General features: G+C 65.2%; 21 protein-coding genes. 1 reads left to right on the top strand and 20 read right to left on the bottom strand.

The annotated features are described in order from the left end of the window. Positions 1-33: 33 nt before the first annotated feature. A complete protein-coding gene (locus CWR53_RS21145; RefSeq protein WP_241493063.1) occupies positions 34-1,191 on the bottom strand; it encodes an MFS transporter in 1,158 nt (385 codons plus the stop codon). A gap of 201 nt (positions 1,192-1,392) precedes the next feature. Between CWR53_RS21145 and CWR53_RS21140 the strand changes: the two genes are divergently transcribed. Then, complete coding sequence (locus CWR53_RS21140; protein ID WP_100852421.1) at positions 1,393-2,286, top strand: LysR family transcriptional regulator; 894 nt, start codon at positions 1,393-1,395, stop codon at positions 2,284-2,286. Positions 2,287-2,313: 27 nt separating this feature from the next. On the opposite strand, the gene CWR53_RS21135 is transcribed toward CWR53_RS21140, so the two are convergent. Genes CWR53_RS21135 through CWR53_RS21045 form a run of 19 tightly spaced genes read right to left on the bottom strand, consistent with a single transcriptional unit; the run spans position 2,314 to position 19,431 of the window. Then, positions 2,314-2,760 carry a hypothetical protein gene (locus CWR53_RS21135; protein WP_027913518.1) on the bottom strand — a complete coding sequence of 149 codons (447 nt, stop codon included), beginning with the start codon at positions 2,758-2,760 and terminating at the stop codon, positions 2,314-2,316. Between the two features lie 15 nt (positions 2,761-2,775). After that, positions 2,776-3,207, bottom strand: coding sequence for a hypothetical protein (locus CWR53_RS21130; RefSeq protein WP_058602928.1), 432 nt, complete (start codon positions 3,205-3,207; stop codon positions 2,776-2,778). Positions 3,208-3,228: 21 nt separating this feature from the next. After that, positions 3,229-4,455: a beta-ketoacyl-ACP synthase gene (locus CWR53_RS21125; RefSeq protein ID WP_100852420.1), complete on the bottom strand. Its 1,227-nt coding sequence runs from the start codon at positions 4,453-4,455 to the stop codon at positions 3,229-3,231. Continuing rightward, positions 4,455-5,183, bottom strand: a complete 729-nt coding sequence (gene fabG / locus CWR53_RS21120; protein ID WP_058602930.1) for a 3-oxoacyl-ACP reductase FabG — start codon at positions 5,181-5,183, stop codon at positions 4,455-4,457. The genes CWR53_RS21125 and fabG overlap by 1 nt, the downstream gene beginning before the upstream one ends. Continuing rightward, on the bottom strand, positions 5,180-5,647 hold the full coding sequence (locus tag CWR53_RS21115) for a hotdog family protein (protein ID WP_100852419.1): 468 nt from the start codon (positions 5,645-5,647) through the stop codon (positions 5,180-5,182). Before CWR53_RS21115 ends, fabG begins: the two co-directional genes overlap by 4 nt. Then, entirely contained in the window at positions 5,644-6,837 is a 1,194-nt protein-coding gene (locus tag CWR53_RS21110) for a beta-ketoacyl-[acyl-carrier-protein] synthase family protein (protein WP_100852418.1), read from the bottom strand. The genes CWR53_RS21115 and CWR53_RS21110 overlap by 4 nt, the downstream gene beginning before the upstream one ends. Next, complete coding sequence (locus CWR53_RS21105) at positions 6,834-7,319, bottom strand: hypothetical protein (RefSeq protein WP_100852417.1); 486 nt, start codon at positions 7,317-7,319, stop codon at positions 6,834-6,836. Before CWR53_RS21105 ends, CWR53_RS21110 begins: the two co-directional genes overlap by 4 nt. Continuing rightward, on the bottom strand, positions 7,316-8,047 hold the full coding sequence (locus CWR53_RS21100) for a class I SAM-dependent methyltransferase (RefSeq protein ID WP_100852416.1): 732 nt from the start codon (positions 8,045-8,047) through the stop codon (positions 7,316-7,318). Before CWR53_RS21100 ends, CWR53_RS21105 begins: the two co-directional genes overlap by 4 nt. Further along, on the bottom strand, positions 8,044-9,291 hold the full coding sequence (locus CWR53_RS21095; RefSeq protein WP_100852415.1) for an NAD(P)/FAD-dependent oxidoreductase: 1,248 nt from the start codon (positions 9,289-9,291) through the stop codon (positions 8,044-8,046). The genes CWR53_RS21100 and CWR53_RS21095 overlap by 4 nt, the downstream gene beginning before the upstream one ends. Continuing rightward, a complete protein-coding gene (locus tag CWR53_RS21090) occupies positions 9,278-10,435 on the bottom strand; it encodes a hypothetical protein (RefSeq protein WP_058602935.1) in 1,158 nt (385 codons plus the stop codon). Before CWR53_RS21090 ends, CWR53_RS21095 begins: the two co-directional genes overlap by 14 nt. Next, entirely contained in the window at positions 10,432-12,753 is a 2,322-nt protein-coding gene (locus CWR53_RS21085; protein WP_181405498.1) for an MMPL family transporter, read from the bottom strand. The genes CWR53_RS21090 and CWR53_RS21085 overlap by 4 nt, the downstream gene beginning before the upstream one ends. Further along, entirely contained in the window at positions 12,743-13,357 is a 615-nt protein-coding gene (locus CWR53_RS21080) for an outer membrane lipoprotein carrier protein LolA (protein WP_058602937.1), read from the bottom strand. The genes CWR53_RS21085 and CWR53_RS21080 overlap by 11 nt, the downstream gene beginning before the upstream one ends. Beyond that, entirely contained in the window at positions 13,354-13,779 is a 426-nt protein-coding gene (locus CWR53_RS21075; protein ID WP_058602938.1) for a thioesterase family protein, read from the bottom strand. The genes CWR53_RS21080 and CWR53_RS21075 overlap by 4 nt, the downstream gene beginning before the upstream one ends. Continuing rightward, the gene (gene hutH, locus CWR53_RS21070; RefSeq protein ID WP_100852413.1) at positions 13,772-15,316 is read right to left on the bottom strand and encodes a histidine ammonia-lyase; all 1,545 of its coding nucleotides are present in this window, start codon (positions 15,314-15,316) and stop codon (positions 13,772-13,774) included. Before hutH ends, CWR53_RS21075 begins: the two co-directional genes overlap by 8 nt. Then, the gene (locus tag CWR53_RS21065; RefSeq protein WP_100852412.1) at positions 15,297-16,235 is read right to left on the bottom strand and encodes a glycosyl transferase; all 939 of its coding nucleotides are present in this window, start codon (positions 16,233-16,235) and stop codon (positions 15,297-15,299) included. Before CWR53_RS21065 ends, hutH begins: the two co-directional genes overlap by 20 nt. Then, complete coding sequence (locus CWR53_RS21060) at positions 16,232-16,966, bottom strand: glycosyltransferase family 2 protein (RefSeq protein ID WP_100852411.1); 735 nt, start codon at positions 16,964-16,966, stop codon at positions 16,232-16,234. Before CWR53_RS21060 ends, CWR53_RS21065 begins: the two co-directional genes overlap by 4 nt. Then, entirely contained in the window at positions 16,959-18,638 is a 1,680-nt protein-coding gene (locus tag CWR53_RS21055) for an AMP-binding protein (protein WP_100852410.1), read from the bottom strand. The genes CWR53_RS21060 and CWR53_RS21055 overlap by 8 nt, the downstream gene beginning before the upstream one ends. Continuing rightward, a complete protein-coding gene (locus CWR53_RS21050; protein WP_058602943.1) occupies positions 18,635-19,180 on the bottom strand; it encodes a hypothetical protein in 546 nt (181 codons plus the stop codon). The genes CWR53_RS21055 and CWR53_RS21050 overlap by 4 nt, the downstream gene beginning before the upstream one ends. Beyond that, positions 19,177-19,431, bottom strand: coding sequence for an acyl carrier protein (locus CWR53_RS21045; RefSeq protein ID WP_058602944.1), 255 nt, complete (start codon positions 19,429-19,431; stop codon positions 19,177-19,179). Before CWR53_RS21045 ends, CWR53_RS21050 begins: the two co-directional genes overlap by 4 nt. Between the last annotated feature and the right edge of the window lie 9 nt (positions 19,432-19,440).

The following is a 19,440-nucleotide window of genomic DNA, read 5'->3' as shown; positions in this document are numbered from 1 at the left end:
CGGCCTGCCTGCGTTGCCGCCTTCCCCCCCTCTTCAGGCGGCCTTCGGCGCCAAGGTGCTCAGGCGCAACGCCACCATCAGGGCCACCGCCAGCAAGCATCCAATGAACAGGCCAATGCCGTTCCAGCCCCAATGGTGCCAGAACACCCCGCCAGCCGTGCCCGCCACGCTTGAACCGGCGTAGTAACAGAACAGGTACAGCGAGGAGGCCTGCCCCTTGGCTTTGAGCGCTCGGCGCCCGATCCAGCTGCTGGCCACCGAGTGGGCCCCGAAGAAGCCGAAGGTGAAGACAAGCATGCCCAGGATGATCAGCGACAGCGGCTGGGTCAGGGTCATGAGCAAGCCGCCGCCCATGACCACGATGCTGGCCCAGAACACCTTGCGCCGTCCCAGCCTGTCGGCCAGAGCGCCCACCTGGGCCGAACTGTAGATGCCAGACAGGTAGACGACCGACAGCAAACCCACCAGGGCTTGATTCATGTGATAAGGCTCGGCCAGCAAGCGGTAGCCGATGTAGTTGAACAGCGTGACGAAGGCGCCCATGAGCAGGAAGGCTTCGAGAAACAGCCAGGGCAGGCCGGCGTCCTTGAAGTGCATGAGGAACCCGTTGACCAGCGTGCGTGGGTTCAGGGTCTGGGGCTGGAAGTTGCGCGACTCGGGCAATGCCTTCCAGAACACGATGGCCGCCAGCAGTGCCAGGCTTCCCAAGGTGAGCAATGCCGCGTGCCAGCTGACGAAATCGATCAGCACGCCTGTGATCAGGCGCCCGCACATGCCGCCGATGGCATTGCCGCCGATGTAAAGGCCCATGGCCAGGCCAATGTGCTGTGGGTGGATCTCTTCACTGAGGTAGGTCATGGCCACGGCCGCCAGCCCGCTCAACGACAACCCGACCAAGGCCCGAGTTGCCAGGACCAGCTCCCAGGTCGGCATCAGCGCGCTGGCTATCGTGGACAAGGCCGCGCAGCCCAGGGCCGCCACCATCACTGGCTTGCGGCCGATGCGGTCAGAGATCGGGCCCGTGACCAGCAGCCCAAGCGCCAGCATGCCAGTGGAGACCGAAAGCACCAGGCTGCTCTGTGCAGCGTTGATGCCGAATTCCTTCGACAGCAAGGGCATCATCGGTTGTACGCAGTAGAGCAGGGCAAAGGTGGCGAAGCCGCCGCTGAACAGCGCCAGTACCGTTCTCATGAACGCCGGGGTGCCCTTTTCGATCCAGGCGTCGTGCGAGGTCACAGGCTCGGGTTCGGGTTTGGTCGATACGAGGGCTACAGCGGTTTTCACGGGCAAGAACCTCAGGGGCAGTGAAAAAATCATATAGCTGGCTAATAATTAGGTCCAATATATTGTTCGACATAATTAAGACGTTTCACGACCTATGAGAGGTGGGTGATGGAGCTGCGCCACTTACGCTATTTCGTCGCGGTTGCCGAAGAGTTGCACTTCGGCCGGGCAGCCCAGCAACTGGGCATCTCGCAGCCGCCACTTAGCCAACAGATCCTTGCGCTCGAGCAGGAACTCGGTGCGCGGCTGTTCGAGCGGACCAACCGCCGTGTCGAGCTCAGCGAGGCCGGGCGACTGTTTCTGGAAGAGGCTCGCCAGGTGTTGGCACAGGTCGAAAAGGCCGCCGATGTCGCCCGCCGCGCACAGTTGGGTGAACTGGGTGAAATGAAGATCGGCTTCACATCCTCGGCCCCGTTCACATCGAAAATTCCCAAGGCGATTCATGCGTTCCGGCAGCGCTTTCCAGCCGTGCATTTGAACCTCATGGAAATGAGCAGCCGCGAAGTGGCGCAGGGCGTATTCGATGAGTCCATCGAAGTGGGGCTGATGCGACCCATGCCGTTGGCCGGCGGCCTGGTTGCGACCGAACTGTTTCGTGAGCCTTTGGTGGCAGTGATCAACGCCTCCCATGCGCTGGCCAACGGCGCCGAGCAGGGTGTGCACCTGGCAGCGCTGGCCCACGAGCCTTTCGTTTTCTTTCCACGGAGTTACGGCAGTGGTTTGTACGCGCAGTTACTGGATCTGGCGCGCCAGGCGGGTTTCAGTCCCCATTTCGCGCAGGAAGCAGGGGAGGCCATGACCATCATCGGCCTGGTGTCGGCGGGGCTTGGGGTGTCGGTGCTGCCGGCGTCCTATCAGCGCATGCGCATCGAGGGCGTGGTGTACCGCACCTTGCTGGACGAGCAAGCCACCTCGGCGGTCTGGCTGGTACAGCGCCAGTGCCGCAGGTCGGCGATGGCCGAGGCGTTTGCCGAGCTGCTCACCGGGCAGGTTCAGGGATGAAACCAGCCCGGTGAGCGGGGCGGGTCATCAGTTGACGCGGGCCAGGTCACCCTTGAGCGCAACACCGGCAATCACTGCACCGGCGTGGCATTCGTAGGTGGAAGCGTCCTTGCGCTCGTTACGTTTGTAGTAGCTGGCGATGTTCGTCACGGCATTGGCGTTGGCCTTGCGAGCAGCGTCCTGCAAGGTCAGCAACGCGGATTGCAGGGCCCACTCACAGGCAGCCTCGTCACTCTTGTTGAAGGCGTTGGTTTTCTTGTTGGTGACCGAGTTGGGGCTGATCACGGTGACCTTGCCGCGCGGCTTTACACCGGCCAGGTAGAATTTGACCGAGCCATCGAGCTTCTTCTCGGCGAGCATCTGCTGCACAACCTTTTCGAACGGCAGGTACAGCGCCGTGTCGCGAGCCTGGCTCAGGCCGGGTAGGGCAGCGAGCAGCAGGGCGGTGGCGGCGGTCAGGGTTTTCAAGCGCATCGGGGTCTTCCTTGGTCAGTGGTTTGATGAGGCGTTGCTGCGTTGCACAAGCTGATCGGCGGACAGTGCGTTGAGCTGGCGCACGATGCTGCGGTCCAGGTTGTAGACCCAGCGGTTGTAGTTGCGGTGGATCTTGCCGTCGTCATAGCCCAGTTCGCGGCTATCGCGGTAATCGATGCGGAACTGGCTGGCGCTGTAGTGAATATCCACGGCGGCGTAGAAGGTATTGCGCACGGTGATGTCGGCCTGAATGACCGAGGCGCCCACCGAACGGGCCGTCCAGCCGCGCTCGACGACGGCCTTGAGGATCGCCTGCTGGACCTGCTGCTGGGTGTAAGGGGTGGCAGCAGCCAGTTGTTCCGAGGGGTTGAGCACCGGCTTGGAGGTACAACCGGCAAGGCCGGCCAGTACCAGCCCTAGTGCAGCGGCGCGTAGCAGTGAGGACATTCCTTGCGCTCCTATCGAGGGTCAGGGCCAGCGGCGGAAGATCAGCGACGTGTTGACCCCGCCGAAGGCAAAATTGTTGTTCATCACGAACCCGTGGCTCATGTGGCGGAACTCACCACGCAGGTAGTCCAGTTCGCCGCAGCGAGGGTCTACCGCGTCCAGGTTCAGCGTGTGCACATAGCGGTCGCTGTTCATCATTTCGATGCTGAACCAGGACTCCAGCGCACCGCACGCCCCCAGGGTATGGCCCAGGAAGCTCTTCTGCGAACTGAGGGGCATGCGTGGGCCGAACAGGCTGCTGGTGGCCAGGGTTTCGGCGATGTCGCCTTGCTCGGTCGCGGTGCCATGGCCGTTCACATAGCCAATCGCCTCCGGTGTCAGGCCTGCGTCTTCGAGCGCCAGTTCCATGGCCCGGCGCATGGTCGACTGTTCGGGTCGGGTCGTGTGCTGGCCGTCGGCGTTGCTGCCGAAACCGATGATCTCGGCATGAATCTTCGCGCCTCGCGCCTGTGCATGCTCAAGCTCTTCGAGCACCAGCATGCCGGCGCCTTCGCCGATCACCAGGCCATCCCTGCCGCAGTCGTAGGGGCGCGGGCTGAGGTGCGGCGTGTCGTTCTTGAGGCTGGTGGCATAGAGGGCGTCGAAGACCATGGCCTCGGTCGGGCACAGTTCTTCGGCACCGCCGGCCAGCATCATCGGCAAGCGCCCGTACTTGATGGCTTCATAGGCATAACCAATGCCTTGGCTGCCGCTGGTGCAGGCACTGGACGTGGGGATCAGGCGCCCGGTCAGGCCGAAGAAAATGCTGATGTTGGCGGCGGTCGTGTGCGGCATCATGCGCACATAGGAATTGGCGTTGAGCCCGTCGGCCACCGAGTTGAGCAGCATGTTGCCGAACGCCTTGATCTCGTCGGTACTGCCGGTGGACGAGCCGCAGGCAACGCCCATGCGGCCATCGCGAATGCTCGGGTCGCCGAGCAAGCCTGCATCGGCGAGGGCCTGTTCGGCAGCGCCAACGGCCAGGCGCGACACCCGGCCCATGCTGCGAAGCTGCTTGCGCGTCCAGTGCGCCGGGACCTTGAAATCATCGATGGGCCCGGCCAGGCGCGTGTTCATTTCCTCGAAGCGGTCCCACTCGTCCATGCGGCGGATACCACTGCGTTGGCTGGCGAAATGACCGGCAATGGTTGCCCAGTCATTGCCCAGCGAGGTGATGCCGGCCATGCCGGTGACGACCACGCGGCGCATCAGCACAGCCCCCCGTTGACCGCCAGCACTTGGCGGGTGATGTAGCTGGCCTCCGGCGACATGAGGAAGTTGACGGCGCCTGCTACCTCTTCAGCGGTGCCCATGCGCCCGGCAGGGATCATCTTCATCAGTTCGTCCACCGGCACATGTTCGTCGAGCATGGCCGTGTCGATCAGCCCGGGCGCTACGCAGTTGACGGTGATGCGCCGCTTGCCCAGTTCGATTGCCAAGGCCTTGGCCGCCCCGATCAGGCCCGCCTTCGAAGCGCTGTAGTTGACCTGCCCGCGGTTGCCGATGAGCCCTGAAACCGAGGTGATGCAGACGATGCGGCCCGGCGCGCGGCGGCGGATCATGGGCATGGTCAGTGGCTGCAGCACATTGTAGAAACCGTCCAGGTTGGTCCGCAGCACCTGGTCCCAATCCTCGTCGGTCAGCGCGGGGAAGGCGCCATCGCGGGTCAGGCCGGCATTGCACACCACGCCGTAGTAGGCACCGTGCGCCTCCACGTCGGCTTCGAGCGCCAAGCGGCAGGCGGCGCGTTCGCCGATGTCGAACTGCAATACGCGCGCCTGCTGCCCCAGAGCACGCACTTGATCGGCCACCACATCGGCTTCGGACCGGCCGCTGCGGCAATGCAGTACCAGGTCGTAACCCGAACGTGCCAGGCGCAGGGCGATGGCACGGCCGATTCCACGGCTCGAACCGGTCACCAGGATGGTATCAGTCATGAAAGGGGCTCCTCAGGGCCCGCTTCGGCCAGGTAGCTGGCCGCTTGCGGCGGGCGGTACACATTCAGGCGGGCGGTGGCGTGGATGCCGGGGCCGCGCAGGTGACATTCGAAAACGCCCATGCCGTTCTCGTCTTCGAGCGAGCGTTGGGCATGGACATGCAATTGGGCGCCGGCCGGGAAAAACTCGACATCGCACGTGTACTTGCGGGCACCGAGCAAAAAACCCAGCTCGACGGCCTGGCCATTGCGTCGCGCCCGGCAACCGGCGTAGGCGGCGACGCTCTGGGCCATCAGCTCGATGCCGAACCAGGCCGGCAGGCTGCCATCGGCGCGATTGAACAGTGCGCCGGGCCGTACGGTGGTACGGGTGCTGATCTGCTCCTCGTCACAGTGCTCGATGTGATCGATCAGGATCATGTCGCCAGCATGGGGCAGCAGCTCGGCCAGGGGCCAGGTGATCATGCGATGTCTCCAAGAATCAGGCTGACGTTGTTGCCGCCGAAGGCGAACGAGTTGCTCATCAGTCGCCGTGGGCCATGGGTTGCCAGGCGCTGGCTGCCGTCGACCAGGGTCAGTTCAGGCAGGGCAGGGTCGGGCTGGCCGTCCCACAAGTGCGGCGGCAGCAAGCCCAACGGGTTGTGCCTGCTCAGGCTCAGCCAGCAGAACGCCGCCTCGAGCGCACCGGCAGCGCCCAGGGTATGGCCCGTCATCGGCTTGCTGGATGAGCACGGCAGGCCGGCGCCGAACAGGGTATCGACGGCCAGGCTTTCCATGGCGTCGTTATGGGACGTGGCGGTGCCGTGCAGGTTCAGGTAATGGATGTGCGCGGGCTCAAGCCCGGCATTGTCCAGCGCTTTGCCCATGCACTGCAAGGCACCGGCGCCAGTTGGGTCGGGCGCGGAGATGTGGTGGGCGTCGGAACTGGCGCCTGCGCCGAGCAGGGCGATGCGCTCGCCTTGCGCTTCAGGCGCGCGGGTCATCAAGAACAAGGCGGCAGCCTCGCCGATGTTGATGCCGTCGCGGTTGGCCGAGAACGGATTGCAGCGGCGCTCGCTGATCGCTTCCAGGGCGCTGAACCCGTTGAGCGTGAGGTGACAGAGGCTGTCCACCCCGCCGCACAACACCGCATCGCATACGCCCAGGTCCAGCAGACGCCGAGCGCTCAGCAGCGCGCGGCCGCTGGAGGTGCACGCGGTTGAAATCACATAGGCCGGCCCGCCGAGTTGCAGCCAGTCGGCGAGAAAGTCCGCCGGCGCGCTCAACACTTGCTGGGCATAGTGATAATCGGCCGGGAAGTGATCGCTCGCCAGGAAGTGGCCAATGGCGGCACTGCCTTCGGCGATGCCCGAGGTGCTGGTACCCAGGACCACCCCGACACGGTGGGCACCGTATTGCGTAATCGCCTGGCGCAGGGCGGGCTCGATCTGCAGCGCGGCGGCGTACAACAGCTGATTGTTGCGGCTGTGCTGCTCCGGCAAGGGGACGGCTGGCAGCGGCTGCGTCACGGCGCCCACCGGAGGCTGGCGCTCGGGAATCCAGCCTGGGGCGGGCCGCATCCCTGAACAGTCGCCGGCAAACAGGCGTGCGGCGACGTCGGCCTGGCCATGGCCCAGGGCGCAGATCAGGCCCAGGGCATTGAGGTAGGCGGTCATGGTGTGTGCTCACGGGGCAGGGGGTCGATTACATAGCGCAGGCCTTGGTCCAGGTGCAAGTCAAACGCGTGGGCCGTGCGGTAGGTTACCCGCCAGCGCGCGCCCAGCCAACGCTGCCCCTGCTGCTCCCGGGCCTGGGGATACAACCGGGCCAGCTGGTCCTGTGGCGTGAGGGCGAACAGCACGGCGGCGAACAACTCGCGGGCCGCCGGGTTAGGTGGCAGCAAGCCGTCGGCCTGCCATTGCTGGCCGTCCAGCACTTGTCGCGCCTGGGGAATACCCAGCAGGTCGAGCAGCGACCAGCGCAGACGGCCGCCCTCGTCCTGGATCACCAGTAGCCAGTCCTGGCGCTGCCCGGCCTGGGTGCGCTCAACATGCAGTTGCTGCGGCAGGGCAAGCGCCGGAAGGGATGCGGGCAGTGGTGCCCTAACGGCACAGGCACCGAGCATCAGACAAAGGGCAAGCGCCATCCAGGGTTTCATGCGTGCTCCAAGGGCTTGCGAGCCACTACATTGACCAGCGTTTCATCGCGTTCGCCGACCGGTGGAGGCTTGCGCAGGCCCAGGCGCTCCAGCAGGCCGAAGTCCTTGGCCCGGCTCCACCACAGGTAGGGATAGGACACGTTGTCGGGCCCGAACGCGAACCCCTGCACGCGCAGCATGTGCAGATAGCCCTCGGCGCTTTTCTGCACGTGCATGGGGTGACGGAAGAACCAGCGAATGACCCAGGTATCGATATAGGCTTGCGTGGACTCGGCGAACAGCAGGTAGCCGCCCGGTTTGAGTACGCGGTAGAACTCGGCCAGGGCCTTTTCCTGCTCGACCAGGTGATGGAAGGTCTGGTGGCAGAACAGTACATCGATGCTGGCATCGGGGTAGGGCAGGCTGGCGCAGTCACCGCCTGACAACTCCACCTCGATACCGAGGCGCTTGGCCTCGGCTGCGCTGAGGTCGAGGCTGTGCGGATCGGCGTCGGTGCCCAGCAGCCTGGAGGGGGCGAATACCTGCTGCAGGTGCTTGAACGACTTGCCCTGCCCGCAGCCGGCATCGAGCAGAACCGGCGCCTGGGGAAGGGCGCCTGCGAAGAGCCGGGCGAGGTCATCGATTGCCACCCGCAGCACGTGATGCTGCCAGGTGTGGCTGCTCAGGAAGCGAAACCCGATGCGGGTTTCTTCCACATAAGTCTCGCTCAGGAACGGGCGCTGGGTCATGGGGTGTCCCTTGCGCACAGTTCGGCCAGGGTACGCAGCCGGCGCCGCGGCTCGGCGACGAACGGGTTACGTGTATCCCAGGCATACCCGGCCAGTATGGAGCTGATCATGGCGCGAATCTCCGGTGAGCTGCCGGGGTGATAGATCACATCCTGGAAACTGCCGTCGTACCAGCCTTCCACGTACACACGGAAGGTATCGACGCCACGCTGCAGCGGCTCGGCAAACGCGCTCTGCCAGTCCACTGCCTCCCCTTGCAGCTGGCGGTGCAGCAGGCCGGCAGCCATGCTGGCAGAGCGCATGGCGATGGTGACACCGGAGGAGAACACCGGGTCAAGGAATTCCGCTGCATTGCCCAGCAGGGCGTAGCCCGGCCCATGCAGCGCCTTCACGTTGGCCGAATAGCCGCCGATGGTGCGAGCCGGGGTGTCCCAGACTGCATTGGCCAGCACCTTGGCCAGGCCAGGCGCTTGCGCCACGAAGTGCTTCAGGCACGCATCGAGGTCGTCAGGGGCAGCGGCAAAGCGCTCAGCGGCGGCCACTACCCCCAACGAGGTGCGGCCATCACTGAAGGGAATGGTCCAGAACCAGACGTCACGGTGCTCGGGGTAGGTGGTGATGAGGATCTTGTCGCGATCGAAGCCGGGGTGGTCGATGCGGTCTTCGATGTGCGTGAAGACCGCTTTGCGCACTGGGAAAGCGGACGGGGCTTCAAGGTCCAGCAGGCGCGGCAGCACGCGGCCGTAGCCGCTGGCATCCAGGACGAACTGGGCCTGGAGCAGGTACTCGCTGCCATCGGGCCGGCGCACCACCACCTGCGGCTGTGGCCCGCCCATGTCGGCGCTGACAACTTCATGCTCGTAGCGGATTTCCACGCCCTGAGCCTGGGCCTGGTCGGCCAGTATCTGGTCGAAGCGGGCACGCTGCACCTGGAAGGTGCTGGTCTTGCCTGGCGTGAAGGTCTGCCCGAAGTCGAAGGCGGTGTATTCGTCGCCCCAGGCGAATGCAGCGCCATTCTTGTACTGGAAACCTGCCGCCTGCACGGCGTCCAGCATGCCCGCCTCTTCGACGAAGTCCAGACAGTGCGCCAGCAGGCTTTCGCCGATGGAAAAACGCGGGAAACGCTGACGCTCGATCACCAGTACGTCGTGCCCGCTGCGCTTGAGCAAGGCCGCCGCGATGGCGCCGGAAGGCCCGGCACCGATGACCAGGACCTCGCGTTGTTGGGTTTCAAGGTTTGGCATGCGGGCTCCTTGCCATGGGTTCTGTGTTGAGTGGAAGGCGATGAAGGCCAGCCAGCGCCGGCATCAGGGTGGCGACCAGGCTCATCAGCATGAGCGCGAAGTACACCGCTGGGGTGATCAACTGCTGGGAAAGCAGCAGGTTGAGGAAAACGATTTCACTGAGGCCGCGAATGTTCAGCAGCAGGCTCTCGCGCCATTTGCCGGCAGCGCCGGGCGACGGAGCAGCCCAGCACAGGCCCAGCCAGTTGCCCAGCAACTTGCTGACGATCGGAAGCACCAGCAAGGCAACTAGCTGCCACGCGTCCAACTGCCCCAAGGCTTGATGGGCATCGATCTGCACCACGCCGTAGGTCAGGATCATGGGTACCGCCAAACCCTGCTGCACGCGGCGGTTGTACCGCTCTGGCAGCGGCAATGCCGCCGCGACCTTGAGCCAGGCCAGGCACGCCAGATAGCCAACCCCCAGCACCAGTGCGTTGAGCTTGTAGTGTTCGGCAATGAACAACAGCACCAGGAACAACGCGCCATACAGCGAAGGCGCACGCAAACCCAGTGCGTGCAACGGCCACGGCAGCAGTGCCGCCAGTAGCGGCAAGGCCAGTGTGCCGGGGTCTAGGCTGCCCTGGCCTACCCCTAGCAACAGCCAGCATGCCAGGTCGATCAGGATGGCAGCCTGCAACAACCGCCGGCTGGCCGCCAGGGGATAACCGATTGCCTGGAGATACAGGTAGAGCACCGGTATGGCGGTGATCGCGAACACCAGCCCCAGTGCCAGTGCACCGACACCGCTCAGCCCTATCACCCAGAAGGCACAGGCGATACCGCAGGCGAACGGCAGCAGGAAACTGGGCACGGCAAGTTTCAGCGCCTGGCGGTCCGGGCGCAGCGCCAGTACGTCGATCAGAATGTGGCCGAGCAACAGGGCGAAACTACCGCCGTAGAGCGTTTTTACCCATGCCGGTGCGATCAGCGCAGTGCCCTCCAAGCGCCAATGCGGCGTCACCCACAGGCCCATCAAGGCAGGGAGCACCAGTGTTGCCAGCAACAGATGGCTGACGATCGGGATCAACCCGAGGCGCTTGCCCAGCCTGCTGGCCAGGGTGAAGAGCGCCAGCGCCAGCGCCCAGAAGATAACGATCATCATGAGCGGTCGTGCGCTCCCTCGCGGGGCGCTGCCCAAGGCGCCAGCAGGAAGCTGAACACCAGCCCCAGGCTCACCGCCACGCCAAAGTTGCTGACGGCCGGCGTGCTGGACAGTGCCAGCAGGCCGAACGACAGCCATGTGGTCAACGCAGCCAGCAAGGTTCCGAGCAGGCTCACCGCGGCGCCGCCGATGCGCTCATGCATGAGGATGGCGTAGTCGACGCTGATGGCTGTCACCAGCAGTAGCCCGAACAGGCTGAACAGTGTCAACGGCTCGCCCAGCCAGCCGAGGCTCGCCAGGCTGCACAGCGCAGCCAGCAGCGGCAAGGCCACGATGCGCAAAGAGCCCCGCAACCCGAAAGGCACGGCCAGGAGCATCAAAATCAACGCGCACGAAAGCAGTTTGAGCTCCGCTGCGCTGACCTGGGTGGCGGCGAACAACTGGTTCAGCTCGCCGAGTCGATCAACCAGCTGTACACCGGGCAGGTCCTGCGTCTGCAACCGCAACAGGGCGGCGTCAGACAAGCCTTGCAGGCTGACGATGGCAGCAACGCCGTCACCTGCGCTGCCCAGCCACAAGGGTCGCCATGCCTCGCCCAATGGGCCTGCCAGCACGTCGTCGATGCGCTGCAGTGGCAGTGCGCGCAGTTGCGCGACTTCAGCGTCCAGGGCCGCTTGGGGAACGCCGAGCGCCAGCAGAGGCTGCCAATGCTCAGGTAGCGCAGCCAAGGCCTCGCGCACCTGTGCTTGCTCGGCAGGGGTAGCGACCAGTTGGCCGAGGCTCATGTAGCCCTTGAGCTTGTCCAGCGCCACCAACTCGTCCAGCTTGGCCCCCAACTGCTGGGTGCGTTCGAGCAATTGCTGCTGGTCGGCAGCCCGCACCAGGTAGAACTGGCTGGTGGGCTGGTAACCGGTGATGCGTGCTACTGCCTGGGCTTGCTGCAACAGCTGCGGCGGCGTGCCCACCCATTGGCGGATATCGTTGTGGGTCTGCAGGTGCCAGAGGCCGCTGGCGCAGAACAGCAGTAGCAGGGCCAGCAACGCTGCGCTCGGCACTTTGCGCAGCAATGCATCACGCCAGCGGGTGAGCGCCTGGGCGATACGCATCGGCCAATCCGCGGGTTGCAGTTGAGCCTTGGTCAGTAGGGCCGGAACCAGGCACACCGCACTAAGGTAGGCGCCCATCAGACCAGCGGCGGAGAAAACGGCAATCTGGGTCAGCGCCGGGAATGGGGTGAAGGCCAATGCCAGATAGCCGATGCAACTGGTGGCCAGGCTCAGGCTCATGCCTGGCAGGGTCAGGCGCACGGCCGTCCAGCTTTGCCAGGGCTTGAGGCTCCAGCTCTTGGTCAGATAATGCAGCGGATAGTCTATCGCGACCCCGATCAGGCTGGAGCCCAGGACCAGGGTCATGACATGCATCTGGCCGAACACTGCCACGCACACCACTGAGCCAAACAGCATGCCGACTAGCACGGGCACGAACGCCAGCAGCGCGCGCACGCTGCGCAGGGCCAGCAATAGCAACAGCAAGATACCCAGCGTTGCCCCGCCGCCTACCCAGGTGATCTCCCGGCTGGCTTGCTGCTGGCCGGCGGCGGCGTGCAGCAGGCCGCTGGCGGCCAGCAACCGCGCATCGACGGCGCTTGCCTGCACACGCCCCTGGGCCAGCAAATCCGCCACCTGTAGGGGCAGATGCATGTCGAAGGCATTGCCCAGGGTGCGCGCGCGCACCAGCACCCAGTAATACCCTTCGGCCTGGGCAATCAAGGCACCGCTGGCGGTGTCCAGTTCCACGTTCGCGGGCTTGGGCTGGGCATTCTGGATGCGCCCGGTCAGCCCTAACCAGTCGTCCTGGCCCGGCACCAGGCTGAACCCCGCAAAGGGGTCGACCAGGCTCTGGACGCGCTGCGCCACGAAGGCGTCCGGCTGCTGCTGCAATTGTTGCCGGTCAGATGCCGGCAGCATGGCCAGGCGACCTTTGAGCAACTGGTCTCGCACCGCCTGCAGGTCGGTGTCCAGGCTCCACTGCACCTTTTCGAACAGGCCACTGGCCTGCCACTGATTCGCCAACCGTTGTGCCAGCGCCACTGCCTGTGGTCGCTGAGCGTGGCCGACCAGAAGCAGCAACTCGCGGTTCAGTGGCTCCTGCATCCGCTGCTCGGCCTGTTGCACCAGAGGATCCTGGGTCGCGCCGGGCACCAGCGCCATCAAGTCGGCAGACAAAGGCGCGCCGCGGTGCCACTGCCAGCCGGCCATGGCCAGCATGATCAGCAGCACGAAGACGAACAGGCGTGGCAACTGGCGTTCAGTCGGCAAAGTCACTGCGCTCCATGTCGCTCAGCTCGGCCGCACCGGTGCTTTCAGGCAGGCGCAATACCGTGCTGTCGCCTTGGGTCTCGCTCAGCTCGATGCGCTGCACGAAACGCCCACCGCTGATATCGATGCGGCTGAAGATTTGCTTGAGCAGCAACGAGCGTGGGGTCAGACGCAGCTGCCACTGGGTTGCATCGCCGCTCAACGCCAGTTCGAAATCACGCTGCAGCCCGGTGCTGTCACCTTGCAGCACGGCAAAGAACAGCTGGTTTTGCTGCGCACCGGCGCTGCGGCTTGGCAGCACTTGCCAGCCGCTCGGGTCGCGCCGGGCAATGCCCTGGGCGTCGATCCGGTAGTCCTGACGCAGGGGGGTATGCAGCATCCAGAGCAGGCCATGATCACGGGCAAGCACGAACTCACCCTCGCTCAGCAAGGGCTGGGGCAGGGCACGCAGGTGTTTTTCCTGAATGAATGGGCCCTTGACCACCGCAGGTGCGCTGAGCTGGCGTTGCAGGTCGTCCAGGTCGAAGGCTGCGCTCAAGGGGCTGACGATCAGCACCGCCAGCGTTGCCAGCACGCGGGCCAGCCGTTTTAGCGCAGGGGTCATGGCAACACCTGCTGCACGGCATCGAGCATGGCCTGCGGCGAGGCCAGCTGCATCTCGCCACTGTCGATGTGCACGGCCACCTGAACCGTACTGGCACGGGTCATGCGCTCCCCGGTCACGGCATCGCTGATCAGGTAATGCAGCTTCAGGCGGTTTTCCCATTCCACCAGGCTGGCCCTCACATTCAGGCGCTGGCCGAACGTCGCGCCGCGCATGTAGCGCAGCTGCAGGTCGATCACCGGCCATGCATAGCCGCTGGCCTGCATCTGCACATAGTTGTGCGCCAGGCGGTCGAGCAGGGCGCATCGCGCCACTTCCAGGTACTTCACGTAATGGCCGTGCCAGACCACATGCATGCTGTCGACATCGAAAAACGGCACGATGATTTCGGTGTCGACGTGGAAAACGCCAGGGTTACGCATGCAGCCTCCAGTGACGTTGACCGATGCGCACCAGGCAGTGGCGCAGGTCGCCTTCAAGTGCGCGGTCTTCGATGACCGGCGCGAACTCCTGCAGCAACGCCTCATGCATCTGCGCCAGCGCAGGGGGCAACGGGTGTGCCTGAGCCTGCTGGCTGCGCAACCAAACGCCCTGATTGGCGGCCAGCAGTGCCGCGGCGGCGACTTGCTCGGTCAGCTCCAGGACCCGCAGGGCATCGCGGGCGGCGATGGTGCCCATGCTCACCTTGTCCTGGTTGTGGCATTCGGTTGAGCGCGAAAACACGCTGGCGGGCATGGTCTGCTTGAGCGCTTCGGCGGTCCACGCGCTGGCCCCGATCTGCACAGCCTTGAACCCATGGTTGATCATGGCGCGCTCGGCCGGTGCGCCCGACAGGTTGCTCGGCAGGCCGTGGTTGTAACGCACATCCACCGCCAGCGCGAGCTGTCGGTCGAGCAGGTCGGCCACGTTGGCGACGAGGGTTTTCAGGCTGTCCATGGCAAAGGCGATGTGCCCGCCGTAGAAGTGCCCACCGTGCAGCACGCGCTCGGCATCACCGTCGATGATCGGGTTGTCGTTGGCGCTGTTGAGCTCGGTTTCGATGAAACCGCGCAACCAGCCCAGGCTATCGGCCAGCACCCCCAGGACATGGGGCGCGCAGCGTAGCGAATAGCGGTCCTGCAGGCGGTGCAAGGGCGGCAGGGGGGCGTCGATCGCCAGGTCCTGGCGCAGCCAGGCGGCGACCTGCGCCTGGCCAGGGTGCGGCTTGGCGGCGAACAGGCGCTCGTCGAAGTGCTCGGGGTTGCCTTGCAAGGCAACCACGTTCAATGCAGTGATCCGGGTTGCCAGGTGCAGAAGATAATCGGCGCGGGCAAATGCCAGGCACGCAAGGCCGGTCATCACTGCCGTGCCGTTCATCAGGGCCAGGGCTTCCTTGGGCCTGAGCACCAGGGGCTGCCAGCCCAGTTCGCGGTGCACGTCGGCGCTGCGGCGGCGTTGACCCTGGAACATCACCTCGCGCTCGCCCGAGAGCGTCGCGGCTACGTAGGACAGCGGGGTAAGGTCGCCACTGGCGCCTACCGAACCTTCTTCGGGGATCAGCGGCAGGATGTCGTGGGCAATGAAGTCGCGCAGGCGCTCGAGCAGTTCCAGGCGAACACCCGATACGCCGTGGCTGAGTGAACGCAGGCGTGCAGCCAGCACTGCGCGAGTGGCCGAGGCGTCCAGCAGCTTGCCGAGGCCGCAACCGTGGAAGGTGTAGAGGTGGCGTGGCAGCGCCTCGACGTGTTCAAGCGGCACGGCCACGACACAGGAGTCACCGTAGCCGGTGGTCACGCCGTAGATCACCCCTTCCTTGTCGAGCAGGGTGTCGAGAAAGCGCGCCCCGCGGGCAATGCGCTCGCGGTAGGCAGCATCGTCCTGCAGGTGTGCCGTGGCACGACCTTCGGCCAGCGCCACGACGTCTTCGATAGCCAGCGGCGATTCGCCGAACGTGACAGGTTCATGCGCTTGCATCGTCATCGGTCTTCCAGAAAGGGTAGAAATTGAACCACTGCAGGGGTGCGCGCGTGCAGTAGTGGCCCAGGCGATCGGCGTAGCGGGCGGCCCATTGGGCGATGACTTGATCGCGCTGGCCACGTCGCCATTGCAGGCGTTCGGCAAAAGGTTCGAGGGTGACGTGATAGCGGCCGTCGTGCTTGAGGCAGAACAGCAGGTTGAGCGGGCATTCGAGCATGCCCGCCAGTAACCATGGGCCCTGCGGGAAGGCGGCGCGATGGCCTAGAAAGTCCACCTCGACAGTGCGCCCGCCATGCAGTGGCACGCGATCCCCAGCGATGGCCAGCCATTCACCACGCTCCAGGCGTTCGGACAGTTGCAGCATCACCGCAGGGTCCAGCTCGCTGACCTGGATCAGTCGCAGATTGGTGGCTCCCGCCTCGCCCAGCAGGCGGTTGAAGCGCTCGGCATGGCGGGTGTGCACCAGCACGTTCATGGTCACCTGCTCGCCGATTTCGGCCAGGGCCCGGCAGACTTCCAGGTTGCCCAGGTGGGCCCCCACCAGCATCTGCCCGCGGGCGCCGCGCAGTTGCTGACGCAAGCCGGCCGGGTCGTGGATTTCGATATCCTCGATGCGCAGCTTGCCGTTCCACACGTCAAGCTTGTCCAGCAGGGCCTCGGCAAAGGCCATGAACTGACGAAAGACCTGCCATGAGCTTGGGGCAGGCGTCTGCCCGGCGTTCCATTGGTGCAAGCGTTGCTGGTACTGCCACGCGCTGCGGCGGGCGCGGCGACCGAACAGGAAGAAGTAGGCAACGATCAGGTGGATCAATGGGCTGAGCACACGGCGGCCAAGCAACCGTACCAGGGTGGCAGTCAACTTCATCAGCCAGAAGCTACCCCGCTCCTGGTGGTCGGCCCAGTGCTGCGACGGTGTGCTCATGACTGCCACCGACGCCAGAGGATTGCAGGTGCTCGCACCAGCATGCCGAAGAACAGCTTGGCGTGCATCTTGGAGATCAGTGCGTTGTCGTGGACCAGGCGAAAATGCGACAGGCCATCCTGTGGATAATGTACCCGCGTCGGCAACCAGCGCATCGGTTGGTTGCGCCAGGCCAGGCGCACGAGAATTTCCGGGTCGAAGTCCATGCGCTTGCCAAGGCGCACGTTGTCGATCAGGGCCAGCGTGGCTGGCAGCGGATAGACCCGAAACCCGCACATGGAATCGGGAATCTGCAGCGACAGGCTGTTGATCCACACCCAGACGTGGGTCAGGTAACGCGCGTAAAGCCGCCCTCTGGGCACACTGGCGTCGTACTGTGGATAACCGCATACCAGTGCCTGGGGGGCATGGCGGGAATGCTCCAGAAACGTCTGCACATCGCCCAGGTCGTGCTGGCCATCGGCATCGACCTGCAACGCATGGCTGAAGCCCAGTCGCGCCGCCTCGCGCAGGCCGGCCATGACTGCACCGCCCTTGCCCTGGTTGACAGGCAGGGTGACCAGGAACACATCCCTCTGTTCGGCCAGCCGGGCGAGCACCTGCGCGCAGCCTGCATCGCTGGCATCGTCGACCAGCACGCAGGGCAGGCCCGCGCGCAGCAAATCGTCCACGACCGCCGGGACGGCCTGTTCGTGGTTGTAGACCGGGATCACCGCGCAGGGCTTATGCACAGGCGTTCTCCAACAGAACCCGGCCGCTCGAACACGGTTGACCGGCACAGGTGAAGGCGAAGTAAAGCTTGCCGCGTGACGTGTCCAGGCGAAGGCTCAGCGCCAGCTCATCGCCGGGCCGCACCAACTGCTGGAACTTGAGCACCTCCATGCCAGCAAAGCGCAGCGGCGACTCGGTCAGCTCAGCGGCCAGCGCGACGGCCCAGTCGATCTGGACCACACCGGGCAACACCGGCGTGCGGGGAAAATGCCCTGGGAAACAGGCAAGGTCCAGGGGCACGCCGAGCTTGAGCTGGAGCTCGTCACCTTCGCGGTGCTGTTCCAGCACATGCGGGGCCATGCTGCGAGGCGCCAGCAGCAATGCCTGCAGCGCAGCCTGGGTCAGCTTGCCCTGGTTGTTGAGCGGCAAGTGCTGCACCAGGCGCCAACGGCGTGGCAGTGCCAGCGCCTCGCAGTGGCCTGCCAGGTGGCTGCGCAGGGCCTCGACCAAGGCCCGCCGCCCCTGGTTGCGCAGGGCGTGCAGGCCTGCGGGGGTCGGCACCAGCACGGCGCCTAGGCTGGCCCGGCCGTTTTCGATCATGCCAAGACGTGCTTCAGACACCCATGGATGCGTGCACAAGGCCTGTTCGAGCATGGGGAGAGAAATTCGTTTTTCTTCGAGCTTGACGATCCGATCCAGTCGCCCCAGCAAGCGAAAGCGCCCGTCGGACGAGAATTCGACGGCGTCGGCGCTGTGTTCCACATGCCCCGCTGGGAGGTAGGGCGAGGCGATGCACAGCGCCCCCTGGTCATTCTGGCTGAGCTGTACACCGGCAAACGGCTGCCACAACGACTGCCCCTGGCGCCAGGCGATCCCGCCGGTCTCCGAGCTGCCGAGGATCTCTGCTGGCCATTGGCCCAGCCGCTGGTGCAGGCGCTCGGCTGCATCGGCGGGCAACTCACCGCCTGACGAGAACACCTTGCGCACCGGTTGCAGGGCTGGCCAGTCGAGGTTTTCGCCCATGCGCTTGAGCAGCGCCGGGCTGGCGACCCAGGCAAAGGCCGGGTGGGCGCGGCTGGCCCGTTGCAGGTCCTCGGGGAACGGCAATTGGCGGCGCTCGAACCCGCGCCCGGCGCACAAGGGCCACAGCACGCGGAACAGAAGGCCGTAGATGTGCTGGGTAGCGACGCTGCCGATGATCCAGGCAGGGCCCAGAGCCTTGCCCCACAGGTGCTCCAGCGCATTCACCTCGCTGGCCAGTTGCGTGACCTGCTTGTCGATGCGCTTGGGCTCGCCGCTTGACCCGGAGGTACACAGGCTGATGCGGCACCGGGCCAGGTCCAGAATGGCAGGTGGCAAGGGTGCGTCCAGCAAGCTGTTGGGCGATGTATCCTCAGCCAGATCCGTGAGCCACAGGTCTACGTGGGCATTCCAGCGCTCGCGGGTGGCCGGTTGCAGGTCGGCCGGCAGCAAGACCTCGACCTCGGCCCGCCATGCACCGAGCAGGACGGCGGCCAGTTGCGCGGCGTCCTCCAGGTGCACCGCCAATCGGCGAACACCCCGCGCACGCAGGCCACCGGCCAGGCGCAGCGCCTGCTGGCTCAGTTCGGCGTGGTCCAGGCCGGGGGCTTGGGTCACCTGGCGCGGCGCATCCAGCGGCAGCAGCAGGTGTTCGAGGTTGATCCAGTTCATGAGCGTCCTCGCACACGTTGTCTAATCAGCCATTCGAGGGCGAACAGCACGCCCATCGCGGCATAGGCGATCACGCCGTTGTAGAGCGTCCACCAGCCCAACGGCGCCCACAGCGTAAGGGCGGCCGCGATCAGGCCGTTGAGCAGGAAGAACAGGCACCAGGCCTGGGTGACCTGCCGGGTATAACGCACAGCGCGCGGCGGCAACGCCGGGTCGCTCAAACGTGCCAGGCGTTCGGCCACCGGCATGCCGTGCACCAGGCTGCTACCGAACAGCCCCAGCATGAAGGTACTGATGAGCACCGGATACCAACGCAGCAGTGCCTGGCTGTCCGATAGCCCCAGCAGCCCACAGAACGCCAGGGCGGCGATTGTCATCCACAGGCTGCCGGGCCGGCGAGGCGCGCTCAGCGCACGTGCCAGCCAGAGGCCGCCGAGCAGCAGGCCAAATTGCCAGGGGGCGTAGTGCGCCATGCCGAAATGCACGGCGAACGGATACAGCAGCCCGGCGATCAGCAGGCCGGCGCCGATCAGTCGCTTCATGCCGCCGGGTTCACCAGGCGGAACACAGCCTCGACCACGTCGTTGACGGTACGCACCGACTTGAACTCGTCAGCGGCGATCTTCTTGCCTGTCTGGCGCTTGATGTGATCGATCAGGTCGACGGCGTCAATGCTGTCGATCTCCAGATCCTGGTAGAGGTTGGCGTCCAGGCTAACGCGCTCAGGCTCGAGCTCGAACAATTCGACCAAGGCGTCGCGCAGAATGTTGAAGATGTCTTCACGGGTTTGCATGATGCGGTC

This window comes from Pseudomonas sp. SGAir0191 (genome assembly GCF_002812565.2).
GTDB lineage: Bacteria > Pseudomonadota > Gammaproteobacteria > Pseudomonadales > Pseudomonadaceae > Aquipseudomonas > Aquipseudomonas parafulva_B.
This window is presented reverse-complemented; position numbering and strand designations above follow the sequence as displayed.

Coding starts and splice junctions, on each gene's coding strand:
- CWR53_RS21145 (WP_241493063.1), bottom strand. CDS start 1,191: ATGAGAACGGTACTGGCGCTGTTCAGCGGCGGCTTCGCCACCTTTGCC.
- CWR53_RS21140 (WP_100852421.1), top strand. CDS start 1,393: ATGGAGCTGCGCCACTTACGCTATTTCGTCGCGGTTGCCGAAGAGTTG.
- CWR53_RS21135 (WP_027913518.1), bottom strand. CDS start 2,760: ATGCGCTTGAAAACCCTGACCGCCGCCACCGCCCTGCTGCTCGCTGCC.
- CWR53_RS21130 (WP_058602928.1), bottom strand. CDS start 3,207: ATGTCCTCACTGCTACGCGCCGCTGCACTAGGGCTGGTACTGGCCGGC.
- CWR53_RS21125 (WP_100852420.1), bottom strand. CDS start 4,455: ATGCGCCGCGTGGTCGTCACCGGCATGGCCGGCATCACCTCGCTGGGC.
- fabG (WP_058602930.1), bottom strand. CDS start 5,183: ATGACTGATACCATCCTGGTGACCGGTTCGAGCCGTGGAATCGGCCGT.
- CWR53_RS21115 (WP_100852419.1), bottom strand. CDS start 5,647: ATGATCACCTGGCCCCTGGCCGAGCTGCTGCCCCATGCTGGCGACATG.
- CWR53_RS21110 (WP_100852418.1), bottom strand. CDS start 6,837: ATGACCGCCTACCTCAATGCCCTGGGCCTGATCTGCGCCCTGGGCCAT.
- CWR53_RS21105 (WP_100852417.1), bottom strand. CDS start 7,319: ATGAAACCCTGGATGGCGCTTGCCCTTTGTCTGATGCTCGGTGCCTGT.
- CWR53_RS21100 (WP_100852416.1), bottom strand. CDS start 8,047: ATGACCCAGCGCCCGTTCCTGAGCGAGACTTATGTGGAAGAAACCCGC.
- CWR53_RS21095 (WP_100852415.1), bottom strand. CDS start 9,291: ATGCCAAACCTTGAAACCCAACAACGCGAGGTCCTGGTCATCGGTGCC.
- CWR53_RS21090 (WP_058602935.1), bottom strand. CDS start 10,435: ATGATGATCGTTATCTTCTGGGCGCTGGCGCTGGCGCTCTTCACCCTG.
- CWR53_RS21080 (WP_058602937.1), bottom strand. CDS start 13,357: ATGACCCCTGCGCTAAAACGGCTGGCCCGCGTGCTGGCAACGCTGGCG.
- CWR53_RS21075 (WP_058602938.1), bottom strand. CDS start 13,779: ATGCGTAACCCTGGCGTTTTCCACGTCGACACCGAAATCATCGTGCCG.
- hutH (WP_100852413.1), bottom strand. CDS start 15,316: ATGACGATGCAAGCGCATGAACCTGTCACGTTCGGCGAATCGCCGCTG.
- CWR53_RS21065 (WP_100852412.1), bottom strand. CDS start 16,235: ATGAGCACACCGTCGCAGCACTGGGCCGACCACCAGGAGCGGGGTAGC.
- CWR53_RS21055 (WP_100852410.1), bottom strand. CDS start 18,638: ATGAACTGGATCAACCTCGAACACCTGCTGCTGCCGCTGGATGCGCCG.
- CWR53_RS21050 (WP_058602943.1), bottom strand. CDS start 19,180: ATGAAGCGACTGATCGGCGCCGGCCTGCTGATCGCCGGGCTGCTGTAT.
- CWR53_RS21045 (WP_058602944.1), bottom strand. CDS start 19,431: ATGCAAACCCGTGAAGACATCTTCAACATTCTGCGCGACGCCTTGGTC.